This window comes from Brevibacterium linens, assembly GCF_003999335.1.
GTDB classification, from domain to species: domain Bacteria; phylum Actinomycetota; class Actinomycetes; order Actinomycetales; family Brevibacteriaceae; genus Brevibacterium; species Brevibacterium linens.
In genome coordinates this window covers 1,462,243-1,483,407 of the sequence record NZ_CP026734.1, presented here as the reverse complement: position 1 = coordinate 1,483,407, position 21,165 = coordinate 1,462,243, and the positions used below count along the sequence as shown (strand labels likewise).

General features: G+C 65.2%; 17 protein-coding genes. 6 read left to right on the top strand and 11 right to left on the bottom strand.

Annotation, left to right across the window (positions count from 1 at the left end; translation table 11 throughout):
- Window positions 1-87 precede the first annotated feature (87 nt).
- Complete coding sequence (locus CXR29_RS06545) at window positions 88-1,899, top strand: acetyl/propionyl/methylcrotonyl-CoA carboxylase subunit alpha (protein ID WP_101555275.1); 1,812 nt, start codon at window positions 88-90, stop codon at window positions 1,897-1,899.
- A 68-nt stretch (window positions 1,900-1,967) separates the two neighbouring features.
- On the opposite strand, the gene CXR29_RS06540 is transcribed toward CXR29_RS06545, so the two are convergent.
- From CXR29_RS06540 to CXR29_RS06525, 4 genes are all read right to left on the bottom strand, one after another.
- The gene (locus CXR29_RS06540; protein ID WP_127364181.1) at window positions 1,968-3,245 is read right to left on the bottom strand and encodes an RNA polymerase sigma factor; all 1,278 of its coding nucleotides are present in this window, start codon (window positions 3,243-3,245) and stop codon (window positions 1,968-1,970) included.
- On the bottom strand, window positions 3,245-3,586 hold the full coding sequence (locus CXR29_RS06535; protein ID WP_101555303.1) for a YciI family protein: 342 nt from the start codon (window positions 3,584-3,586) through the stop codon (window positions 3,245-3,247). Before CXR29_RS06535 ends, CXR29_RS06540 begins: the two co-directional genes overlap by 1 nt.
- A gap of 121 nt (window positions 3,587-3,707) precedes the next feature.
- Window positions 3,708-5,132 (bottom strand): NAD(P)H-quinone dehydrogenase, encoded by a 1,425-nt coding sequence (locus CXR29_RS06530; RefSeq protein WP_127364180.1) that lies wholly within the window; start codon window positions 5,130-5,132, stop codon window positions 3,708-3,710.
- Window positions 5,133-5,201: 69 nt separating this feature from the next.
- Window positions 5,202-5,753, bottom strand: a complete 552-nt coding sequence (locus CXR29_RS06525) for a gamma carbonic anhydrase family protein (protein ID WP_025778083.1) — start codon at window positions 5,751-5,753, stop codon at window positions 5,202-5,204.
- Window positions 5,754-6,036: 283 nt separating this feature from the next.
- On the opposite strand from CXR29_RS06525, the gene CXR29_RS06520 reads away from it, so the two are divergent.
- Window positions 6,037-6,285: a WhiB family transcriptional regulator gene (locus tag CXR29_RS06520; protein ID WP_009374875.1), complete on the top strand. Its 249-nt coding sequence runs from the start codon at window positions 6,037-6,039 to the stop codon at window positions 6,283-6,285.
- A 160-nt stretch (window positions 6,286-6,445) separates the two neighbouring features.
- Here CXR29_RS06520 and CXR29_RS06515 read toward each other — a convergent pair whose 3' ends face one another.
- A complete protein-coding gene (locus tag CXR29_RS06515) occupies window positions 6,446-7,960 on the bottom strand; it encodes a sensor histidine kinase (protein WP_101555271.1) in 1,515 nt (504 codons plus the stop codon).
- 182 nt (window positions 7,961-8,142) lie between these two features.
- Window positions 8,143-13,023 carry an NAD-glutamate dehydrogenase gene (locus CXR29_RS06510; RefSeq protein WP_241241623.1) on the bottom strand — a complete coding sequence of 1,627 codons (4,881 nt, stop codon included), beginning with the start codon at window positions 13,021-13,023 and terminating at the stop codon, window positions 8,143-8,145.
- A gap of 141 nt (window positions 13,024-13,164) precedes the next feature.
- On the opposite strand from CXR29_RS06510, the gene CXR29_RS06505 reads away from it, so the two are divergent.
- Window positions 13,165-13,629 carry a DUF2505 family protein gene (locus tag CXR29_RS06505; RefSeq protein ID WP_101555269.1) on the top strand — a complete coding sequence of 155 codons (465 nt, stop codon included), beginning with the start codon at window positions 13,165-13,167 and terminating at the stop codon, window positions 13,627-13,629.
- A gap of 48 nt (window positions 13,630-13,677) precedes the next feature.
- On the opposite strand, the gene CXR29_RS06500 is transcribed toward CXR29_RS06505, so the two are convergent.
- From CXR29_RS06500 to CXR29_RS06490, 3 genes are read right to left on the bottom strand one after another with little or no spacing between them, the layout of a single operon-like run.
- Window positions 13,678-14,169 carry a DUF6912 family protein gene (locus CXR29_RS06500; protein WP_101596235.1) on the bottom strand — a complete coding sequence of 164 codons (492 nt, stop codon included), beginning with the start codon at window positions 14,167-14,169 and terminating at the stop codon, window positions 13,678-13,680.
- 10 nt (window positions 14,170-14,179) lie between these two features.
- Complete coding sequence (locus CXR29_RS06495; protein WP_206516260.1) at window positions 14,180-15,457, bottom strand: CpaE/TadZ family protein; 1,278 nt, start codon at window positions 15,455-15,457, stop codon at window positions 14,180-14,182.
- Window positions 15,457-16,101 carry an SAF domain-containing protein gene (locus tag CXR29_RS06490; protein ID WP_127364178.1) on the bottom strand — a complete coding sequence of 215 codons (645 nt, stop codon included), beginning with the start codon at window positions 16,099-16,101 and terminating at the stop codon, window positions 15,457-15,459. Before CXR29_RS06490 ends, CXR29_RS06495 begins: the two co-directional genes overlap by 1 nt.
- 159 nt (window positions 16,102-16,260) lie before the next feature.
- Here CXR29_RS06490 and CXR29_RS06485 point away from each other — a divergent pair, with 159 nt between their 5' ends.
- Window positions 16,261-16,482: a helix-turn-helix domain-containing protein gene (locus CXR29_RS06485; protein WP_025780784.1), complete on the top strand. Its 222-nt coding sequence runs from the start codon at window positions 16,261-16,263 to the stop codon at window positions 16,480-16,482.
- Window positions 16,483-16,519: 37 nt separating this feature from the next.
- On the opposite strand, the gene CXR29_RS06480 is transcribed toward CXR29_RS06485, so the two are convergent.
- Window positions 16,520-17,035, bottom strand: a complete 516-nt coding sequence (locus CXR29_RS06480; protein ID WP_101596233.1) for a hypothetical protein — start codon at window positions 17,033-17,035, stop codon at window positions 16,520-16,522.
- Window positions 17,036-17,184: 149 nt separating this feature from the next.
- Between CXR29_RS06480 and CXR29_RS06475 the strand changes: the two genes are divergently transcribed.
- On the top strand, window positions 17,185-17,967 hold the full coding sequence (locus CXR29_RS06475; RefSeq protein WP_101555266.1) for a LysM peptidoglycan-binding domain-containing protein: 783 nt from the start codon (window positions 17,185-17,187) through the stop codon (window positions 17,965-17,967).
- Window positions 17,964-18,434: an Rv3235 family protein gene (locus CXR29_RS06470; RefSeq protein ID WP_025780789.1), complete on the top strand. Its 471-nt coding sequence runs from the start codon at window positions 17,964-17,966 to the stop codon at window positions 18,432-18,434. The genes CXR29_RS06475 and CXR29_RS06470 overlap by 4 nt, the downstream gene beginning before the upstream one ends.
- A gap of 18 nt (window positions 18,435-18,452) precedes the next feature.
- Here the strand turns inward: CXR29_RS06470 and secA are convergent, their stop codons facing one another.
- The gene (gene secA, locus CXR29_RS06465) at window positions 18,453-21,140 is read right to left on the bottom strand and encodes a preprotein translocase subunit SecA (RefSeq protein ID WP_127364177.1); all 2,688 of its coding nucleotides are present in this window, start codon (window positions 21,138-21,140) and stop codon (window positions 18,453-18,455) included.
- Window positions 21,141-21,165 lie beyond the last annotated feature (25 nt).

The window sequence follows — 21,165 nt, the reverse complement described above, 5'->3', positions numbered from 1 at the left end:
GAAGTTCTCGTCCCAATTTTTTATCGCTGTCCTACAAACCCTTGGTGCTGTTCTCTAAATTATTCTGTGATCATACAAAGGAGCACCATGACCACAGTCCTCTCCGACTCCACGACCTCGGTTCTGAGCACCACTGTTCCGACCGGGGCCGTCCGCCGGGTCCTCATCGCCAACCGCGGTGAGATCGCTCTGCGCATCATCCGGGCCGCCCACGACCTCGGCATCAAGGCCGTCGCCGTGTACACCCGTGCCGATTCCGATGCCGATTTCGTCGAACTCGCCGACGATGCGTGGCTGCTGGACGGATCCGGAGCCGGGGAGACGTATCTCGACATCGAGAAGATCCTCGCCCTGGCCAAGCGCTCCGGCGCCGATGCCGTCCATCCCGGCTACGGCTATATGGCCGAGAACGCGCAGTTCGCCCAGGCCGTCATCGATGCCGGGCTTATCTGGGTCGGTCCTCCCCCGGCAGCGATCGAGCTCCTCGGTGACAAGTCCGGAGCCCGGGCCGTCGCCGAGGCTGTCGACGCTCCGGTCGCTCCCGGTTCCGACGGTGCCGTGGCCGATCTGGCCGAAGCCGCCGAAGTGGCCGACCGGATCGGGTTCCCCGTCGTCGTCAAGGCCGTCCACGGCGGAGGCGGACGCGGTTTTCGCGCCTGTTCTGCCGCCGAGGACCTCGAAGCCGCCTACACTGCGGCGACCCGCGAGGCCCAGAGCGCCTTCGGCCGCGGTGAGTGCCTCATCGAGAAACAGATCGTGCGCCCCCGCCACCTCGAGACCCAGTGCCTGGCCGATGCCCACGGCAATGTGCGGGTCGTGTCCACACGCGACTGCACTCTGCAGCGTCGCAACCAGAAGATCATCGAAGAGGCGCCCGCCCCGTTCCTCACCGCCGAACAGGAGCGCATCGTCTCCGCAGCCTCGGCTCGTCTGCTCGCCCACGTCGGCTACGTCGGCGCCGCGACGTGCGAGTTCCTCCTCGGAGAGGACGGCACGATCATCTTCATGGAAGCCAATGCACGCATCCAGGTCGAACACACCGTCACCGAGGAGGTCACCGGAGTCGACCTCGTCGGCTGGCAGGTGCGCATCGCCTCGGGTGAGACCCTGCCGGATGAGTTCCCCGCCGTGCGCGGACACTCCTTCCAGTTCCGCATCAACGCCGAGGACCCGACCACGTTCTTCCCCGCCACCGGCGCGGTGAAGAACTACCGTGCGCCGTCGGGCCCAGGCGTGCGGCTGGACTCCGGCATCGGCGAAGGCAGCGTCGTCGGCACGGACTTCGACCCGATGCTGGCCAAACTCGTCGTCACCGGCGCCACCCGTGACGAGGCCCTGGCACGAGCACGTCGGGCGCTGTCCGAATACCGCATCGAGGGCGTCTCGACACTGCTGCCGCTGCACCGGGTGCTCGTGGACGAACCGTCCTTCGCGACCGATTTCAAGGTCTGGACCAACTGGCTCGAAACCGCTTTCGTCAATCCGCTTGTCGATCCACCGCTAGGAGAACAGATGAGTACTGCAACCGACAGCTTCAGTGTTGTGGTCGAGGTCGATGGCCGTCGGATGACCGTGTCGGTCCCCAAGGACGTCATCTCGGACCTCGGTCATGTTCCCAGCCCCAGCGTGCCACGGCGCAAACGCGGGCTGAGCAGCCGCAAGGGTGCGAAGCTCGCCGACGATTCGAACGCGCTCAACGCTCCCATGCAGGGCACCATCATCTCCATCGCCGTCAATCCCGGTGACACCGTCGAAGTCGGTGACACCCTTGCCGTCATCGAGGCGATGAAGATGGAGCAGCCTCTCAAGGCCGGTCACTCCGGCACCGTCTCCGAGGTGCTCGTCGACGCAGGTGCCTCGGTGAAGTCCGGTGAGGCGATCATCCGCTTCGCCGCCTGAGGAACATCGACTCCGGCGTTCGCCTCACCCGAACGCCGGAGTCCTGCGTCCACCAGTCCCTGCCCGGGTCACCGCTGAAGATCGGTGATCCGGGCAGTGATGTATTCGGATTCGGCATCGTTTCCGGGGCACTCCAGCCCGGTGGCATAGGCATCCGAGGCTTCGGCCGTGCGGCCGAGTTCGTCGAGCGTGATGGCTCTGGCGATGTGGAAGGGTCTGTGCCGCAGCAGCCGCGGATCATCGGCCAGTTCGTCCAGAGCGCTCATGGCCGCTTCGGGGCCCGAGACCTGCCCGAGGGCGATCGCGGTGTTGAGAGCCACGACCGGCGGCGGGTCGAGGTCGGCAAGCATCCGGTAGAGCACGAGGATCTGCTTCCAGTCCGTATCGGCGAACGTCGCCGCGTCGGCGTGCAGGGCAGCGATCGCCGCCTGGATGGTGAAGGCCCCGGCCCCCGGTTCCCCGGCGGCCGCTCCGACGATCCCCGTGCCTTCGGCGATGAGGCGGGAGTCCCACCGGCTGCGGTCCTGATCGGCCAGCGGCACCGGCCGAGCGTCCTCGGTCACCCGTGCGCGATCACGGGCTCGGGTGAGCAGGAGCAGGGCCAGCAGACCGCGTGCTTCGGTCTGCTCGGGCAGATATCCGACGAGCAGTCGGGTCAGGCGGATGGCTTCGAGCTGCAGATCGACTCGAGTATGTTCGCGTCCTGCAGTGGCGTTGATGCCCTGGGTGAAGATGAGGGAGAGGACGCGCAGCACTCCGGGCAGCCGGTCGCCGAGCTCAGCAGGCGCAGGGCGGCCGAAGGGAATCCCGGTCTTGCGGATCCGCTGCTTGGCGCGGACGATCCGCTGCTGCATCGTCGCGGTCTCGATGAGGAACCCGGCAGCCACCTCGGCAGTGGTCAGTCCCGAGAGGAAGCGCAGGACGAGCACGATGCATTCGTCCTCGCGCAGGGTCGGGTGGGAGCAGGTGAAGAACAGGCCGAGACGGTCGTCGGGCAGGTCCGCCGTGTCCACCTCCTCGCCGAGGCGCTCCGCGTGGTCGTCGTGGTCACCTGGCCGCAGCTCGTCCTCGATGCGCAGGCGGGCGAGGTGTCTGGTGCGCACATCGTCGGCGCGGATGAGATCGATGGCGCGGTTCTTCGCCGTGGCCATCAGCCACGCCTGGGGTCGTTCGGGCACTCCCCTGCCCGGCCACGTCTCGACCGCGCGCAGCACGGCGTCGTGGAGGGCCTCCTCGGCGAGGTCGAAGTCCCGGAACCGGGTGACCAGCGCCGCGAGCAGCCGCCCGTAGTCCTCCTCGCCGATGGCGCTGAGGATACGGGCGGCCGAATCGGGGTCAGGGTCCATCAGTAGTCGGCCACCGGACGGATCTCGATGTGTCCGGTCTTCGCGGCGGGGCTCTTCTTCGCCCAGGCGATCGCCTCGTCGATATCGGCGACGTCGATGACGTAGCTGCCGCCGACGAATTCGTTCGATTCGGCGAACGGACCCGAAGTCACAAGGGACTCGCTTCCGGATCCACTCACGCGGACACCGAATTCGGGCCCTTCGAGGGCGAAGCCGCCGACGACGACCCCGGCCTCGCTGATCTCCTGGTCGAATGCCATGAACTCGGCCGGATCCGCTCCGCCGTCCTCACCGCAGTCAGGATCCTGTGTGCGTCCCATCAGCAGAAGTGCGTACTTCATGTCGTTCTCCTTCGTCATTCCACATGTCATGCCGGGCGGCCTGACACCATCATGACGGTCGAGGAGCGAGAAGATCGACAGCTGCGGAGCAGAACTTTCCCGAGATCGCCGTTTCGAGGCTTCAGAGGTGGCGGTGGAGCTTTCGTGCCGCTTCGGTCAGCGATCCGCTCACCGATGGGTAGACGACGAAGGAGGCGGAGAGCTGATCGACGGTCAGACGGTTCTCCACGGCCATGGTGATCGGCAGGATGAGCTCGCTGGCACGGGGTCCGACGACGACACCGCCGAGGATGGAGCCGGATCCGCGTCGAGCGAAGATCTTGACGAATCCGTCCTCGATGCCGAGCATCTTGGCGCGCGGATTCGTATCCAACGGCAGCATCACGGTGTCGATGTCCGTCGGGTTCTCGCGGTAGTTCTGCTGAGTGAAGCCCACGGTGGCGATCTCGGGCGCAGTGAACACGTTCGATGCGACATTGCGCAGCTTGAGCGGCTGCACCGCGTCGCCGAGCGCGTGGTTCATGGCGATCCGGCCCTGCATCGCGGCCACCGAGGCCAACGGCAGCACTCCGGTGCAGTCACCGGCGGCATAGATCCCGGCCCGCGATGTCCGCGAGACCCCATCGACGACGATGTGTCCGGATTCGCTGACCCGCACACCGGCTTTCTCCAGGCCGAGACCTTCGGTGTTCGGAATCGAACCGACCGCCATGAGGCAGTGGGATCCCTCGACGCGGCGGCCGTCGGCGAGCACGACTTCGACTCCGTCGTCGGTGCGGGTCACCGAGGCGGCACGGGAGCGGGAGAGGACGTTCATCCCCTTGTTGCGGAAGACGAATTCGAGCACATCGGCTGCATCCTCGTCCTGTCCGGGCAGCACCTTCTCACGCGAGGACACGAGGGTCACCTCGGTGCCCAGGGCGCGGTAGGCCGACGCGAACTCGGCGCCGGTGACACCGGAGCCGACGACGATGAGGTGCTCGGGCAGCTCGTCGAGGTCATAGAGCTGGGTCCAGGTGAGGATGCGCTCGCCGTCGGGCTGCGCGGTGGGCAGCTCACGCGGATGGGCACCCACCGAGAGCAGGATCGTCGAGGCCTCGAGAGTGTATTCGGTGCCGCCGGCTTCGACGACATGGACCTGGTCGCGACCAGCCAGAGTCGCCTTGCCCTGAATGGCTTTGACGCCGGCGCGGATGAGGCCTTCGTAGATGTCGTTGGCCTGAGCGTCGGCGAGCGACAGGATGCGCTTGTTGACCGCTTCGAGGTCGGCGGTGACTCGGCGATCATCGGACGCGGTGTCCTCGGCGTTCTCGATCCGGATTCCGAGCCCGCCGGAACGCTCGATCTCATCCATCATCTCGGCAGTGGCGATGAGCGACTTCGACGGCACGACATCGGTGAGCACGGCGGAACCACCACACCGATTCGCTTCGATGAGCATGACGTCGGCACCGAGCTGAGCCGCGACGAGTGCGGCTTCGTAGCCGCCGGGGCCGCCGCCGATGATGACGACGCGATCTGCAGTGGAATCAAATTCAGTGTTCACACTCAGATTGTCTCAAATCGCCACGATGCTTGCGAACGGCCCCGCCGGATCGACTCGGGATCGGTCCGGTCAGCCCGGATCGACCACCTCGGCGGTGTCCTTGTGCAGGGTCGACAGGTGCACATAGGACTGGGCGTTCTGCCGGACCTTCTCCACTCCTTCGTCGGTCATCTCCCGACGCACCTTCGCGGGAACGCCGGCGACCAGGGACCGTGCCGGAATCTGTGTACCCTCGAGGACGACCGCGCCCGCGGCGATGAGGGACTCGCTGCCGATATGGGCGTCGTTGAGCACAGTGGAGTGCATTCCGATGAGCACGTCGTCGTCGACGACGGCACCGTGCACGAGAGCTTGGTGGCCGATGGAGACCCGGGCACCAATGACGACGGGTTTGCCGGCGTCGGTGTGCATGACGGTGTTGTCCTGGACGTTCGAGTCCTGACCGATCGTGATCGGGGCGGCCTCGGCGCGCAGCACACAGCCGTAGAAGACGCTCGCTCCCTTCTTCACATGCACATCACCGACGAGGGTGGCACCGGCTGCGACGAATGCGTCCGGATCGACCTGCGGTGTGTGACCGCCCACGGAGACGATGCGGGCGCCGGCGAGATCGTTGGTCATGATTCCTCCATCGGTTCACGAGATGTCTGTCTGCATTCATCTGCAGTCTGCATGTGCCTGACAGTCTAAGGGGAGACGCCGCCCCAGGGGCGAAGGGACGAATTGCGGACCGATTTGCGCGATCGCCCTCATAGCAGGACAATGGTCAAAATTCTTGTCAGAAATTTCACACTGCCGGACCCTTGTGCGCCCAATTGCGTTATGTGAACCTTGACTGTGAGAGTTGCACGCCCGGAATTCGGGTGTGATCAACCGCGTTCACTGAATTCGTCGAAAGGTCACCATGGATTGGCGACACCGTGCAGCATGCCTCAATGAGGATCCGGAGCTCTTCTTCCCGATCGGCAACACCGGACCCGCGCTGCTCCAGATTGAGGAAGCAAAGACTGTCTGTCGCCGCTGTGAAGTCGCAGAGACCTGCCTGCAATGGGCCCTCGAGTCCGGTCAGGATGCCGGAGTCTGGGGCGGTCTGAGCGAAGACGAACGTCGCGCTCTCAAGCGCCGCGCCGCTCGCGCCCGCCGCGCCGGCTGAGACGCCGACAAGCTGGGAGGCAGTCCCCTGAAGCTGCCGAAACCCGCACCGAGTCCCCCAGCACCACTTCATCGAAGACTGAGTCCCTTGTCCCGACGACGAATGATCGCCGTCGGGACAAGGGACTCAGTCGTGTGCGGCTCAGTCAGTCGTGTGCGGCTCAGTCGTAGGAGTCCGGGCGCAGCGGCACATCGAGGACGGCGACGGTTCCGCCGCCTTCGCGTGCCTCCCATTGGATCGATCCGGCCAGATCGGCGGAGACCAGGGTGCGCACGATCTGCGTACCCAGACCGTTGCCCGGGTTCTGCGTCTCCCCCAGCCCGATGCCGTCATCGGCGATCGTCACACTCAGATGGTCGCCGTTGCGCTCAGGAGTCACCCACACGTGGCCGTTGAGCGTCTCCCCCGGTTCCAGGCCCTCGAGGTTCTCGGTGGGGAATCCGTGTTCGATCGCGTTCGTGATCAGCTCCGTGATGGCCAGGGCCAAGGAGGTGGCATCGGCTGAGGAGATGGTGCCGAAGCTTCCGCGGCGTTTGAGTTCGATGTGCACGAGCGGGCTGGTCAGCTCGGGCGTCAGACGCAGCCCCTTGTCGACGACTTCGTCGAAGTCCACTTCGGATTCGACGCCTTGGCTGAGCACGTCATGGACCACGGCGATGATCGAGACGCGGCGCATCGCCTCGGTCAGCGCGCCTTTGGCCTCGGGGCTGTCGATCCGGCGGGTCTGCAGCCGCAGCAGTGCGGAGACGGTCTGCAGATTGTTCTTCACCCTGTGGTGCATCTCCTTGATCATCGCGTCGCGCGAGAGCAGCTCCCGCTTGCGGCGTCGGATCTCGGAGACGTCACGGGCCAGCACGATGGCACCGGTGCGCTCCCCCTCATCCGTCAGGGGAATCGCGCGCAGGGACACACTCGTGCGCCCGACTTCGAGTTCGGTCCGCCACGGGGCCCGTCCGGTGAGCACCAGCGGGAGGGTCTCGTCGACCTGCCGCAGATCTGCGCTGAGGTTCGAGACCACTGCCGAGAGGTAGCTGCCTTCGATCTCTCCTCCGTAGCCGAGCCGGTGCATCAGCGATACGGCGTTCGGGGACGCGTACTGCACATGCGAATCGCGGTCGAGGATGAAGATGCCGTCACCGACTCGAGGTTCGCCGTGCCGAGCTCCGGACGGGGCGTCGCGGTCGGGGAACGTTCCCTGCACGATCATCCGCATCAGGGCCATCGCCGTTTCCCGGTAGTACTTCTCCAACCGGGACGAACCTCTGCGCCGGACCTCTTCGGAGTACCGGACGACGAGCGCCATGGCCTCACCGTCACGGATGATCGGCACCGCCTCGGCGAGGATATCGACGCCGGAGGATCCGGCGCTGATTCCCATCTCTCGGGCTGCCGCGACGTGGGTGACATAGCTGCGGGTGCTGCTGGCCCGGTCGAGCAGCTCCTTCTCGAGACCGGTCGCTCGCGCTCCGATGAGGTCCCGATTGAACAGTGTCGCTCCGGTCGTCGATCGCGCATGGGCCAACACCGTATAGGCGCCGTTGGGCGACGGCACCCACAGCACGAGGTCGGCGAAGGAGAGGTCGGCCAGCAGCTGCCAGTCCCCGACGAGCAGATGGATGTGTTCGACGTCCGACTCATCCGTGAGGCCCTCGGCCGCCAGCAGTTCGTTGAGCACGATACGTTCCTCCCAGGTGAGATCAGCAGACCCGGGAGAACCGCGGATCTGCTGAGATGTCGATGTTCAGACGCTACCACTGAATCGGTCTGCGTTCTCACGCGCCGAGGCCGTGCCGTCCGGACGACGACCGACACGCCGGTCGCGGCCGACCGTGGGGTCGGCCGCGACCGGAACCAGCGTCAGCCGTTGTGTTCGCTCTCCCACGCCGAGGAGCGGACCATCGACCGCAGGGAGCGCAGCAGCACCGACAGCGGTGCCTGCGTGACCGTGTCGAGTCCGAGGATCGTCTCCGTCGTCTCCAGCACCCGGCCGACGACCGTCTCGTTGCGTTCGAGCCATTCCGCCAGCCGCTGCTTCGCCCGCTCGTCCGGGGTTCCTGAGATCGGCGAATCCGTGGCGGCCAAGACCGTTCCGGTCACCGACAGGATCGCGGCGTAGTAGTCGTCACGCATCGATCCGCGGGCCAGAGCCGACCACCGATCGCTGCGGTCGAGCTCACCGATGAGGGTCAGGATCTGCGAACCGGAGAAGCGTTCGTTCACGGCGTAGTAGACCTCGGCGACATCCTCGGCGGATTCGTTCGCCCGGGCAGCCAGCTGGGTGATGTCGAGCAGCACGAACTCGTCGAGGAGAGCAGCCGAGCGCCAGGCGAGTTCGCTCGGCACACCTTCGTCGATGTAGCTCTGGGCCTTCGCCCGCATGGTCTCGGCATCGTAGCCGTCGACGAGTTCCGGAACCCTGGAGCGCAGAGCCTCGACGACCTTGCCGTACATCTCGATGCCGGAATCGACGTCGAGACTGTCCGGTGCCTGCTGCACGAGCCAACGCGACGACCGATCGAGCAGCCGCACATAGTCGTGCTGGAGCTTCACCTGCACCTCGGTCGGCACCTGATTGTCGAGCGCGCACACCGCGTCGAAGAAGTCGTCGAGGCCGAAGATCTCGGAGACCACGACGAACACGCGTGCGATCTGCGGCACCGAAGCCGGGGTCTCTTCCAGCATCCGGTAGATGTAGGTCAGTCCGCCACGGTCGACGAGCCGGTTGACGAGCTTCGCCGTCGCGATCTCACGGTGCAGCGGGTGTTCGGGGATGAGCTCACCGTACTTCTCCTGCAGGGCCTCCGGGAAGTAGGACACGAGTTCGCGACGCATCCACGTCTCGTCCGGCACGGTGCTCGCAAGGACCTCATCGGCGGCGTGCATCTTCACATAGGCCAAGAGCACGGCGAGTTCGGGTGACACGTAGGAGCTGAACTCGCGTTTGGCCAGTTCCTCGGCGTTCGGCAGGAATTCGACCGCACGATCGAGGTCGGCGTTCTTCTCCAGATAGTTCAGCATCCGACCGTACGTGCCCGACATCGATTCGGTCTGGGCCCGAGCCTCACCGAGGACGACGTTCTGCGAGTAGTTGTTCGCCAACACGCGGTCGGCGACCTGGTCGGTGAACGAGTGCAGGACCTGTTCCCGCTCCTCGGCGGCGAAGGCCCCCTTGTGCACGAGCGTGCGCAGGAGCAGCTTGATGTTGACCTCATGGTCGGAGCTGTCGACGCCGGCAGAGTTGTCGACGGCATCGGTGTTGACCTCGACGCCGCTCAGCGCAGCCTCGACACGCCCCAACTGGGTCACACCGAGGTTGCCGCCCTCGCCGATCACGCGTGCCCGCACCTCGGCGCCGTCGATCCGGATCGCGTCATTGGACTTGTCGCCGACATCGGCATGGCTCTCGGTCGAGGCCTTGATATAGGTGCCGATTCCGCCGTTGTAGACGAGGTCGACGGGTGCCCCCAGGATCTCGGACATGAGATCGGCCGGGCTGCGCTTTCCGGGTTCGACTCCGAGCACCGTGGCGGCCTCACTGCTGAGGTTGATCGACTTCGCCGAGCGGGAGAAGACTCCGCCGCCTGCGGAGATGAGCTCCCGGTCGTAGTCCTGCCAACTCGAGCGCGGCAGGTCGAACAGACGCTGGCGCTCGACGAAGCTGCGTGCGGCGTCGGGGTGCGGATCGAGGAAGATGTCCCGGTGGTCGAAGGCCGCGACCAGACAGATGTGATCGCTGCGCAGCATTCCGTTGCCGAAGACGTCGCCGCTCATATCGCCGATGCCCACGACTGTGAAGTCCTCGGCGGCGGTGTTGAGGCCGAGTTCGCGGAAGTGGCGTTCAACGGACTTCCACGCACCCCGGGAGGTGATGGCCATCGCCTTGTGGTCGTAGCCGACCGATCCTCCCGAGGCGAAGGCGTCGCCGAGCCAGAATCCGCGGCGTTCGGCGATCGCGTTGGCCACATCGGAGAACCGTGCCGTGCCCTTGTCCGCGGCGACGACGAGGTAGTAGTCGTCGCCGTCGTGGCGGACGACGCGCTCGGGATGGACGACGACGCTGGAGTCATCGGTGCCGTAGGTGAGGTTGTCCGAGACCTCGAGCATGCTTTCGATGAACACCTCGTAGGCGGCCTGGCCGGCGGCCATCCAGGCGTCCCGATCGCTCATCGACGGCAGCTGTTTGGGGAAGAACCCGCCCTTGGCGCCGGTGGGCACGATGAGGGCGTTCTTGACCATCTGCGCCTTGACGAGGCCGAGCACCTCGGTGCGGAAGTCGTCGCGACGATCCGACCAGCGCAGGCCGCCGCGCGCGACGGTGCCGAAACGCAGGTGCACGCCTTCGACCTGCGGGGAGTACACCCACATCTCGAGCGCCGGCTTCGGCTTCGGTACGAAGCTGAGTTCGTCGGGCCGGATCTTGAGCACCAGTGCCGTCGGCAGGGCACCGGATTCGTCGATGTAGTAGTTCGTGCGCAGCGTCGCCCGCAGCAGCTCGAGTGAGGAGCGCAGCACTCGGTCGGCGTCGAGGCTGGCGACCTCGCTGAGCGAGGACTCGATGGAGTCGTCGAGCTCGGTCATCGCCGTTTCGCGTCCGGCATCGTCGACGTCCGGATCGAACTTGGCGGAGAAGTAGTCGACGAGCAGCTTCGAGATCTGCGGATTGTCGCTGTAGACCTCGCCGACGTAGGCGTCGGAATAGGTGAAGCCTGCCTGGCGCAGGTATTTGCCCAGGGCGCGGATGATCGTCACATGCTTCCAGGAGAGTCCGGCGACGACGAGGCGGTCGAAGACTCCCGCTTCCTTCTTGCCCTCCCAGCCGGCCATGAAGGCCTCGGCGATGCGGTCGTAGTCGTCATCGGCCAACTCTTCGGAGAAGCTGAGTCCGAAGTCGTAGATGTACCGATGCGTTCCGTCCGCGAGGTCGAGCTCGTGGGGACGTTCGTCGACGACGTCGGCGCCGAAGGCCGTGAGGAAGGGCAGGACCTCGGACAGGCTGACCCGGTCTCGGCGGTAGAGGACGAGGCGGACGGAGGCGTCGGAGTTCTGGTCGGGACGGTAGAGGCGCACTGCCGGACCGTCACCGGCCTCGAGGGCCTCGAACCGACCGACGTCGGCGACCGCCTCGGCGGGGGTGTGGTGTTCGCCGTAGCTGGGAGGGAACGACTTCGACCACAGGTCGGCCCGGGCATGTGAGGCCCCGGTGTCGCCGGATTCGGCGGGAACGAGGAACGCGTGGACGTCCTCTGACCAGGAGCGCACGGCTCCGACGATGCGCGATTCGACCTCATCGGCGCGGATCTGCGGCAGCTCGGAGTCCCGTGCGACGCGGGCCACGAAGTGGATGCGGGCCAGCGCCGATTCGCTCAGCAGCACATCGAAGTCGACGCTGTCGGCGTTGTAGAACCTGCGCAGCACTTCCTGCACGCGCACACGAGCGTCGGTGTTGTAGAGGTCGCGCGGAAGATAGAGAATGACCGAGACGAAGCGCTGGTACGGGTCGGTGCGGACGAACACACGCGATTCCCGGCGCTGCTGCATGTCGACGATCTCCATGACGACGTCGTAGATCTCCTCGGTGTCCTCATGCAGCAGATCCTCGCGGGGGTAGTTCTCGAGGACTCCGAGGAGCTCGTTGGCCGAATGGGATCCGGTGGGGAATCCGCTGGCCGAGAGGATCTTCGCGACCTTGCGGTTGATGACGGGGATGTTGAGGACGCTGTCGTTGTAGAACTCGGGTTTGAACACGCCGACGAAGCGGCGTTCGCCGACGATCTCGCCGTCGGCGTCGAAGGTCTTCACGCCGATGTAGTCCATGAAGGACGAGCGGATGACACGGGAACGGGAGTTCGCCTTCGTCAGCACCAGCACATGCGGTTCCAGGGCCTTGTCGGCGACGGCCCGGCTGAGCGGTGACTTCACGAGGGGGCGCAGGGCCGAGATGCCCATCGAGGTGTCCTCGATCGGTTCGAGGCTGCTGTGCTCGGCGTCGTGGGTGTAGTCGTATTCGCGGTAGCCGAGGAAGGTGAAGTGACCGTCGAGCCAGGTGAGCAGGGCGGCGGCGGATTCGGCCTCGGAAGCCAGTTCCGGACGCGGCGGGTGTGCACTCAGCTCGGCGGCGATGTCCTTGGCCTTCGCGGCCATCGCCTGGGCGTCGCGGGCCGCCGCGGCCACATAGTCCAGTACTCCGCGCAGGCTCTCTTCGAGTGCGTCGAAGTCGTCCTCTGAGATGCGGTCGATCTCGAGGCGGATCCAGGACTGCTGCTGCGGGGCACCGTCCGTGCTGTCGGCAGAAGCCTCGGAAACCGTCGGAATGCTCGCCGTGTCCGCACTGAGCGCGGGAGCCTCGGCGGGAGAGAGGATCTTCTCCCCCGGGCCGGTTCCGGTGACCGTGATGATCGGGTGATGGACGCGGCGGATCGCTCTGCCGTTGGCGGCGAGGTCGCTGACGATCGAGGACACGAGATGGGGCATATCGGCGAGCACGATGGCGATGACCGTGTGGTTGTCGCGGAATTCCGGCGAGTCGACACTCGGATTGTAGATGGCGATCGCCGGCGAGCGACCGTCGTATTCGGTGCCGAGCGTGAAATGACGGGCAGCCGCGGCCGCATACGCCTCGGGGTCGTTGGCCCCTGTTTCGAACCGCGGATAGTACGCTTCGAGGAAGTTCTCGGGAGCCGACTGTCCCCTCTGCTTCCTCCACTCTTCTGCAACGTCCGAAATTGAGACCTGAGTCACTGTTTCACCTCTATGATCAACGAGCATTCGTCATGCGATTCGACGTCGAATCGTCATTCCCCACACTATGCCCAAATATCGAGAAAGGCACGCCGAGGCGCATACGGTGGTGTACCGTTCATTCGCTGGCAAACTGGAGCTATGCGATCTCTGACTCTCAATCATGAATACTCGGTTGATCTGTCGACATTCCTGGCGAAACTCGCCGATCCCGGCGTGTGGGAGAAGCTCGGCTCCCAGGCCGGTGCCGAATACATGGACCCCGACACCGAGATGACCGTGCGGACCCCGATGCCCAAGGCCGAGCTGCCGGAGGCACTGGCCTCCAGGCTTCCGGAGAACACCGTGCTGGTCGAGGTGTACATGATTCCCGGGGATGTCCTCGGCGACGAGGCCGAGATCCGCATGACCGCACGTGCCGCGGGCGTTCCCGTCGAGATCGATGCGGTCCTCGAGCTGCGCGAGGACGAGGCGGTCACGAAGCTGGCCGCACATGCAGAGATCAGCTCGTCGATCCCGATGTTCGGGGCGATGATCGAACAGGCTGTGGTCCCGATCCTGCAGAAGCGACTGAGCGACCGGCTGCACCGCTTCGAATCCGCCTGAGGCCTCGAAATCGCCTGAGGCCTCGGAATCGTTCGGGGTGCGACCGCCTCAGTTCGCGTCGCCGAGCAGCTGTTCGAGTTCCGAGGCGTCATACCACAGCAGATCGGAGGCACCGAGGTGGTCCTCGGCTGCACCCGCGCCGCTCTCCTGCCCACGTTGCACCGCTTCGTCCCAGACGATGTCTTCGTCGAGGTGGAAGCTGGCTGCCCGGGCCATATCGACCTCGGCGACGGTGATGAGATCGAAGCCGTCGGTCAGCGGTTCGGTCGGGCTCGACTCGGGGGCGTCATAGGCCACGACCACACGGCGGGCGGGAGTCGCCTCGGCGGTTGATTCGGTACCCGGCGCGTCGGTATCGGCAGGATCGAATGCCGCGTTCGCGGCCAGGGCGGCGGCGATGCACATGGCATCGAATTCGGCGGTTTCGAACTCTTCGCCGCGCAGGCTGCGCCCCTGCGCATCGGGGGCGACGGCGCGGACATCGGCCAGCGTCGAACGCAGCGCGGTCAGGGTGGTGGGAATATAGCAGCGAATGGCCATGCCCCTCATCCTAGTCCCGCGGTCCGCCCACCTGGCGCACCCGTGCTCTCTGTGTGCGTCCGCGACGACCTGCGCCGCGACGTTCGCGGCCTCCCGGCGATCGGCGGGAGCGGCGCCGGCCAGGCAGGAGCTCGTCCATCATCGCGGCCAAGTCACCGACGAGGACGGATCTGGGGTTCTGCTCGTGCAGGGTATGGCCGGCGAGCATCGCGGCGTCTGCGGTGGAGCGGTCGTCCGAGAGCAGGAAGTCAGGGGTGATGCGGACGAAGCGGTCGAGGACTTCTCTGATCCGCGTCTCCGCAGGATGTCCGACCGCACCCGCCCGCACCTTCGTGATCACCAGCCTCATCTTCTCCCGCACCGACTCGGCCCGCGGCGTGCCGAGGAGTTTGACCAGCCGCTGCAGACCGATCGGCTCTCCGGCGGCGAGGATGAGGACGATATCGGCGACCTCGAGCGCGGCGCGGGTGGCGCAGTGCCGGTCATAGAAGGGATCGGCGAGGTCATCATCGGGATCGATCCGATCGCTGATGTCGACGATGACCACCTCGTAGACTGTGGCCAAGCGCTGCAGCACCGCCTCCAGGACGGAGGCGCGGATCTCGGGCCACCGCTCAGGTCGTGTGAGCCCCGTGACAACGTGGAAGTTCTCACGGATCACCGCATGCGGGACCGAATGCTGGTGCCCACGTCCCGACGGGTCCGTCTGCGACCGGCAGAGACTGGCCAGGTGAGAGGATTCCTCTGTCAGCCCGAGCGTGGACGCGACCATGCCCGAAACCGTGTCGGCATCGACGACGACGCTGCGCCTGCCCTGGCGGGAGGCCTGATCGGCAAGATTGACGGCCGTGAGGGTGCGTCCGGGCGACGATCCCGTCCCCCATACCGTGATGATCACTCCTGCTCCGCCGACGGCGCCCGGAGGCGCTGCCGGCCGCGGCGGTACCACGGTGGCGGCGCGGATGTCCTCGATAGCGGCGGCCATCGTGGGTGCATCCGCATCCGTTGCGACGACGGTGGTGATGCCGAGGTCCGCGAGGGCGTGCTCATCATCGCCGAAGCCGAGCACCTTCACCCCCGACGCCGCGATCGCTGCGACCACCTCGGCATCGAGTCCGGGAAAGTACCGGCCGATGATGACGACGTCGGCGCCCCCGGTGCGACAGTGGGCCAGCAGCTCCACCTCGTCGGCCGGGCGAGCGACGATCGTGACATCGTCGATCTCACTGAGCAGCTCGAAGAGGATGAGGTCGTATTCGAAGTCGACGGCGAGCAGGATCTGTGTCATCACTGCCCGCCGTCTTCTGCGGGAACGGACGGGGCACCGACGACGGAGAGCACGCTGCGCCCGTCGAGGGCGGCGAGGACACCGGGCAGATCGCCGGAGCCGACGAACACTTCGATGCGTGCACCCTCACCGGCCCCGAAGCTGCCGACGTCTCGACTGATATGAGCGACCGGAGCGGAATCGACGATCTGCTCGGGCGGGGTTCCGTCGTCGAGCCCGTTCTGCTCCGGTTGCGCCCAGACGTCGACGAGGCTGCCCGAGTCGACGACGCTCGGCACGGAGCCGGCGATGTCGATCGCCACGACTCGCCCGTCGAGCTCGGACAGAGGCGCCACCGCCGAGGCGGCCAGCAGCTCTCCTGCCGCGACGACGCTGCGCACGCTCGTATTCGCCGGCAGCTCGGCATCGGCAGACAGGTACTTCTCGCCGAGATCGGCGAGGTTGACCTCTGCCACGGTGAGATCGGCCGGACTCAGGGTCTCACCGGGCACGAGTGCGTGTGCGCTCGCCCAGACCCGGGTGGTCGAATTCGCCGAGGTGACGAGCAGGTAGGTGCCGACGACCGCCAGGACGACGAGCATCGCTCCGACCAACAGCCGAGCATCGGTCCAGCGGGGGCGTCGGATACGTTTCGAGAGCTCCATTGCATCTCCACATTCGCAGAATTTCCACTGACAGAAACTGTTTCTCAGTGCTAATATTGAGCATCAAACGATGCCAAAGCAAGGTTTTTGGCAAAATGCACCAACAAGCAGATGGACATCTGGTGGCAGATGGACATCTGGAATGGGAGAATTCACCTCATGGCCGTCGAAAGTCGCTTCCTGCCGCTGACCGATGTGGCCGAGCTGCTCAATGTCTCGATCGCCCAGGCTCGGGCCCTGGTCCGTTCCGGCGATCTCCGCGCCATCAAGGTCGGCGGGCGCGGCCAGTGGCGGGTCGAGAAGTCCGAGATCGAAGCGTATATCCAGCGCATGTATGAGCGCACGGAGTACCAGATCAAGACCGGCTCCATCGAGGACTGACCTGCTCGCTTCGACTCCGATCAGCATTGCGCCCCGATCATCCGAAGGGGTTCGTCCGGGCGTGGATGGCGCTGATCGCCGCGAAGGGAATGATCCGGCCGGAGATTTCGACATAGTCGGCTGCGACGAGGGAACATCGTCCGCGAATACCGCCCGAGCGCCCGGCGACGTCGATCGACACCTCTTCATGAGCTTCTGACCAGCGTCGCAGCGCCGAGCCCATCCCCAATCGCTCCAGCCCACCGGCTTCGAACCGGTGCACTCGCGTGGTCACCCTGAGTCCGCATACGGCACTGAACGCGATTGCGGAGACCTCGGCCCCGGCGAGGACGACGATGTCCCGGCCGAGGAAGCACACGGCCCCGGTGATGTCGCGATCGGACATCGTCACCTGCACCGTCGATCCCAATGATCCACGCAGCCGCTCGAGCAGAGTCCTTTCGGCAGCCTGCCCGGCGACCTCGTCACCGAATTCGCCCCTCCTGGCATGCGCCTGCGCCGCCGAGTCGGCGGCTTCGATATCCGCCAGGAGTGCATCGATGCGATCGTCCATAGTCGCCAAGCTTGCCCCAGCTGTAGTCCACTTTCAAGACTTGAATTGACGACTCATCGAACTACAGTCATGTAGTTACTGTTGATCCATTGACATCAAATGACATCTAACGGCATCATTATGTTCAATATCCAACGGAGGATGTCTAGATGTATCTCTTGCTTGCATGCGCGGGTTCATGGCTGATTCTGCTCGGTTCCTTCTTCATCGCGTGGACACAATTGCCACCACCGAGCACGACCGGCGACGTCGTCGTCATCGTCATCATCGGCACTGGAGCGATCCTGTTCTCGCGGATCGGCATCGTCTCGCTGCTGGCGCTGCTGCTGCGCCTTCTCCCGTCGGGCCGCGTCCGGTCAGCACTGGCGGGAGTGGTCGTCACGGCGATGCCGCGGATACTCGCGTCGAGCGTTCTTGCCATCGTGTCCGCCGGCCTGGCCGTCCACTCGACTCACGCAGCACAGGTCACAGACCCTGGGCCCGGACCCACATCGTCGGCGAACGCTTCGTCCGCCCCTGCCGATCCCGGATGGCCGACGGTCGACTCGGATACTCGGTCGCCGACCCCCGCTGACAGTGGGGAGAGGTCCGGCGTCGAGGACCCACCAGAGGAATCCGAATCGCCGGATCACCGACGAGCGCCCGATCGCGCACACCTCCCCGACCCCGGTTGGCCTGCCGAGCCGCCTCCGGACGATGGACCTCCATCACCGCCGGGCGAGAAAGACGATTCCTCTGTTCCTGCGGATTCGGCAGCCGCCACGCATATTGTGACCCACGGCGAGAGCCTGTGGTCGATCGCTGCGGACCTGACCGACACAACTGCAGAGATCCCTCGACTCGTCACTGACATCTATACCGCCAACGAAGACACCATCGGCCCTGATCCGAGCCTCATCATTGCCGGTCAGAGATTGGAGATCCGGACATGACCGCCCCGCTCACCCTCACCCGACCTCAGGCTTCGGCACCGCCTCGGCGACAGGTCACACCGCGCTCCACGGCGCAGTCCCCTCGCCGGGTCGGCAGGCACACCCGGGGGCAGGACATCGCAGACGACCGGGCGAGGATCGCGGCCACGGCCACCTCGTTGGCGGTTGCCTGCCTCGAGGTCCTCTCCGGGGTCAGACGCAGCGAGACGATCGCCCGCTGGGTCGAACCGGAGCTGCTGGCGAAGATCGATCACCGATGTCAGCTGCGCGCCGAGGTGGCGCCGCACCGGGCGGCCGTGCCCGGCGCTCGTACGGTGAAGCCGGGGACAGCGCACGTCTGCCAGATCAGCCCCGAGATAGCCGAGGTCACGGTCATCGTCGCCGCCGCAAATCGCGTCCGGGCGGTGGCAGTCCGTTTGGAACTGCTCACCACCCGGTGGACGCTGACTGCGCTGCAGACGATGTGAGCCGCTGAGGGCCCGGTGTCAGCTCTTGGCCTTCTTCTTCGCACGACGTTCGGCGCGGTTGGCCGCAGCCGGTTCCTCGTCGTCGGTTTCGGAGACCGCGGCCGAACCGGTCTCGGACGGAGCCGACAGCTGCATCTTCGGAGTCGTGTGACGCAGCTCCTCGGCGTCGACCTCGACCTCGGGTTCGGCATCGTCGGAACCGGCCGATGTCGTCACCTGAACCTGCAGCGTGTTGGTCAGGCGAACGACGTCCTCCTTGATCCCGTCCTGCATGGTGGTGAACATCTCGAAGCCCTCCCGCTGGTATTCGACCAGCGGATCCTTCTGGGCCATGGCGCGCAGCCCGATGCCGTTCTTGAGATAGTCCATCTCGTAGAGGTGTTCGCGCCAGCGCTTGTCGATGACGGAGAGGACGACGCGGCGTTCGAGTTCGCGGGTGGCATCCTCTCCGAGCTCCTCTTCGCGCTGCGAATAGAACAGGGCGAGGTCGGACTGGATCTCCTGATTGAGACGGTTCTTCGTGAGGTTGCCGAGTCCGCCGAGTTCCTCGGCGAGATCGTCGGATGAGATCGACGGTGAGTAGATCTTTCCGAGGGCGTCGAAGAGCTCGTCGATCTGCCAGTCTTCGACCGGTCCCGTCGTCGCTTGGGCGACGTAGGCGTCGATGACTTCTTCGCGGAAGTTCGCGACCTGCTCCTCGAGGTCGGCCCCGTCGAGGACCCGGCGGCGCTCGTCGTAGATCACGGTGCGCTGACGGTTGAGCACATCGTCGTATTTGAGCACGTTCTTGCGCTGTTCGGCATTGCGCTGCTCGATCTGCGACTGCGCCGAGAGGATGGCACGTGAGACCATCTTCGATTCCAGCGGCACATCGTCGGGCACGTTCGCCGTCGCCATGATCCGTTCGGCGGCTCCCGAACCGAACAGGCGCATGAGATCATCGGTCAGCGACAGGTAGAACCGGGATTCACCGGGGTCACCCTGACGGCCGGAACGGCCGCGCAGCTGATTGTCGATGCGGCGGGACTCGTGGCGTTCGGTGCCGAGTACGTAGAGTCCGCCCAGTTCGACGACCTCTTCGGCCTCTTCCTTGACCTTGTCCTCGGCGGCCTTGAGCACCTCCGGCCATTCGGCCTCGTACTGGTCCTCGTTCTCGGCCGGGTCAAGGCCGCGACGTTCCATCTCCGCGACCGCGAGGAATTCGGCGTTGCCGCCGAGCATGATGTCCGTACCGCGTCCGGCCATGTTCGTGGCCACCGTGACGGCGTTCTTGCGTCCGGCCATCGCCACGATCGACGCCTCACGGGCGTGGTTCTTCGCGTTGAGGACCTCGTGCTTGACGCCGCGTTTGGCCAGATTCTTCGACAGGTATTCGCTCTTCTCGACGCTCGTCGTGCCGACGAGCACGGGCTGTCCGGTCTCGTGGCGTTCGACGATGTCGTCGACGACAGCGTCGAACTTCGCAACCTCGTTCTTGTAGACGAAGTCGGACTGGTCGACGCGCTGCATCGGCTTGTTCGTCGGAATCGGGACGACGCCGAGCTTGTAGGTGGACATGAACTCCGCGGCCTCGGTCTCGGCCGTACCGGTCATTCCGGAGAGCTTCTCGTAGAGACGGAAGAAGTTCTGCAGGGTGATCGTTGCCAGGGTCTGGTTCTCGGCCTGGACCTTCACCCCTTCCTTCGCCTCGATGGCCTGGTGCAGGCCCTCGTTGTAGCGGCGGCCCTTGAGCACACGACCGGTGTGTTCGTCGACGATGAGGACTTCGCCGTCGAGGACGACGTAGTCCTTGTCCTTCTTGAACAGCTCCTTGGCGCGGATGGAGTTGTTGAGGAAGCTGATGAGCGGGGTGTTCTCCGCGTCGTAGAGATTCCCGATGCCCAGATAGTCCTCGACGCGTTCGATACCGGGTTCGAGGATACCGACGGTGCGCTTCTTCTCATCGACTTCGTAGTCGCGGTCGGTCTTCAGGCGCTTGACGACCTTGGCGAATTCGCCGTACCAACGGTTCACATCGCCTTCGGCGGGACCGGAGATGATGAGCGGGGTACGGGCCTCGTCGATGAGGATCGAGTCGACCTCATCGACGATGGCGAACGCATGTCCGCGCTGGACCAGTTCGTCGGCAGACCACGCCATGTTATCGCGCAGGTAGTCGAAGCCGAATTCGTTGTTCGTGCCGTATGTGATGTCGGCAGCGTACTGTTTGCGGCGCAGATCCGAAGGCATGTTCGCCTGAATGCAGCCGGTCTCCATGCCGAGGAAACGGAACACACGGCCCATCAGCTCTGACTGATAGGTGGCCAGATAGTCGTTGACCGTGATGATGTGGACCGGATTGCCGGTGAGAGCGTTGAGGTAGGCCGGGGCCGTGGCGACGAGGGTCTTGCCCTCACCGGTCTTCATCTCGGCGATGTTGCCCAGGTGCAGAGCGGCGCCGCCCATGAGCTGAACGTCGAAGTGTCGCATGCCCAAGGTCCGGCCCGAGGCTTCGCGCACGGTGGCGAAGGCTTCGGGCAGCAGAGAGTCGAGGCTCTCACCGTCCTTGTAGCGTTCCTTGAACCGGCCGGTTTCCTCACGCAGTTCGGTGTCGGTCATCTCGCTGAACTCATCAGACAGCTGGTTGATGGCATCCGTGTATCGGCGGAGCTTCTTCAGAGTTCTGCCTTCACCTGTGCGCAGAAGCTTCTCGAGGAAATTAGCCACTTTTCTCCTAATCGGCATGTCTGCC

Excerpts from the sequence above, each read along its gene's own strand:
- CXR29_RS06545 (WP_101555275.1), top strand. The coding sequence starts at position 88 with ATGACCACAGTCCTCTCCGACTCCACGACCTCGGTTCTGAGCACCACT.
- CXR29_RS06540 (WP_127364181.1), bottom strand. The coding sequence starts at position 3,245 with ATGGACCCTGACCCCGATTCGGCCGCCCGTATCCTCAGCGCCATCGGC.
- CXR29_RS06535 (WP_101555303.1), bottom strand. The coding sequence starts at position 3,586 with ATGAAGTACGCACTTCTGCTGATGGGACGCACACAGGATCCTGACTGC.
- CXR29_RS06525 (WP_025778083.1), bottom strand. The coding sequence starts at position 5,753 with ATGACCAACGATCTCGCCGGCGCCCGCATCGTCTCCGTGGGCGGTCAC.
- CXR29_RS06520 (WP_009374875.1), top strand. The coding sequence starts at position 6,037 with ATGGATTGGCGACACCGTGCAGCATGCCTCAATGAGGATCCGGAGCTC.
- CXR29_RS06505 (WP_101555269.1), top strand. The coding sequence starts at position 13,165 with ATGCGATCTCTGACTCTCAATCATGAATACTCGGTTGATCTGTCGACA.
- CXR29_RS06500 (WP_101596235.1), bottom strand. The coding sequence starts at position 14,169 with ATGGCCATTCGCTGCTATATTCCCACCACCCTGACCGCGCTGCGTTCG.
- CXR29_RS06495 (WP_206516260.1), bottom strand. The coding sequence starts at position 15,457 with ATGACACAGATCCTGCTCGCCGTCGACTTCGAATACGACCTCATCCTC.
- CXR29_RS06490 (WP_127364178.1), bottom strand. The coding sequence starts at position 16,101 with ATGGAGCTCTCGAAACGTATCCGACGCCCCCGCTGGACCGATGCTCGG.
- CXR29_RS06485 (WP_025780784.1), top strand. The coding sequence starts at position 16,261 with ATGGCCGTCGAAAGTCGCTTCCTGCCGCTGACCGATGTGGCCGAGCTG.
- CXR29_RS06480 (WP_101596233.1), bottom strand. The coding sequence starts at position 17,035 with ATGGACGATCGCATCGATGCACTCCTGGCGGATATCGAAGCCGCCGAC.
- CXR29_RS06475 (WP_101555266.1), top strand. The coding sequence starts at position 17,185 with ATGTATCTCTTGCTTGCATGCGCGGGTTCATGGCTGATTCTGCTCGGT.
- CXR29_RS06470 (WP_025780789.1), top strand. The coding sequence starts at position 17,964 with ATGACCGCCCCGCTCACCCTCACCCGACCTCAGGCTTCGGCACCGCCT.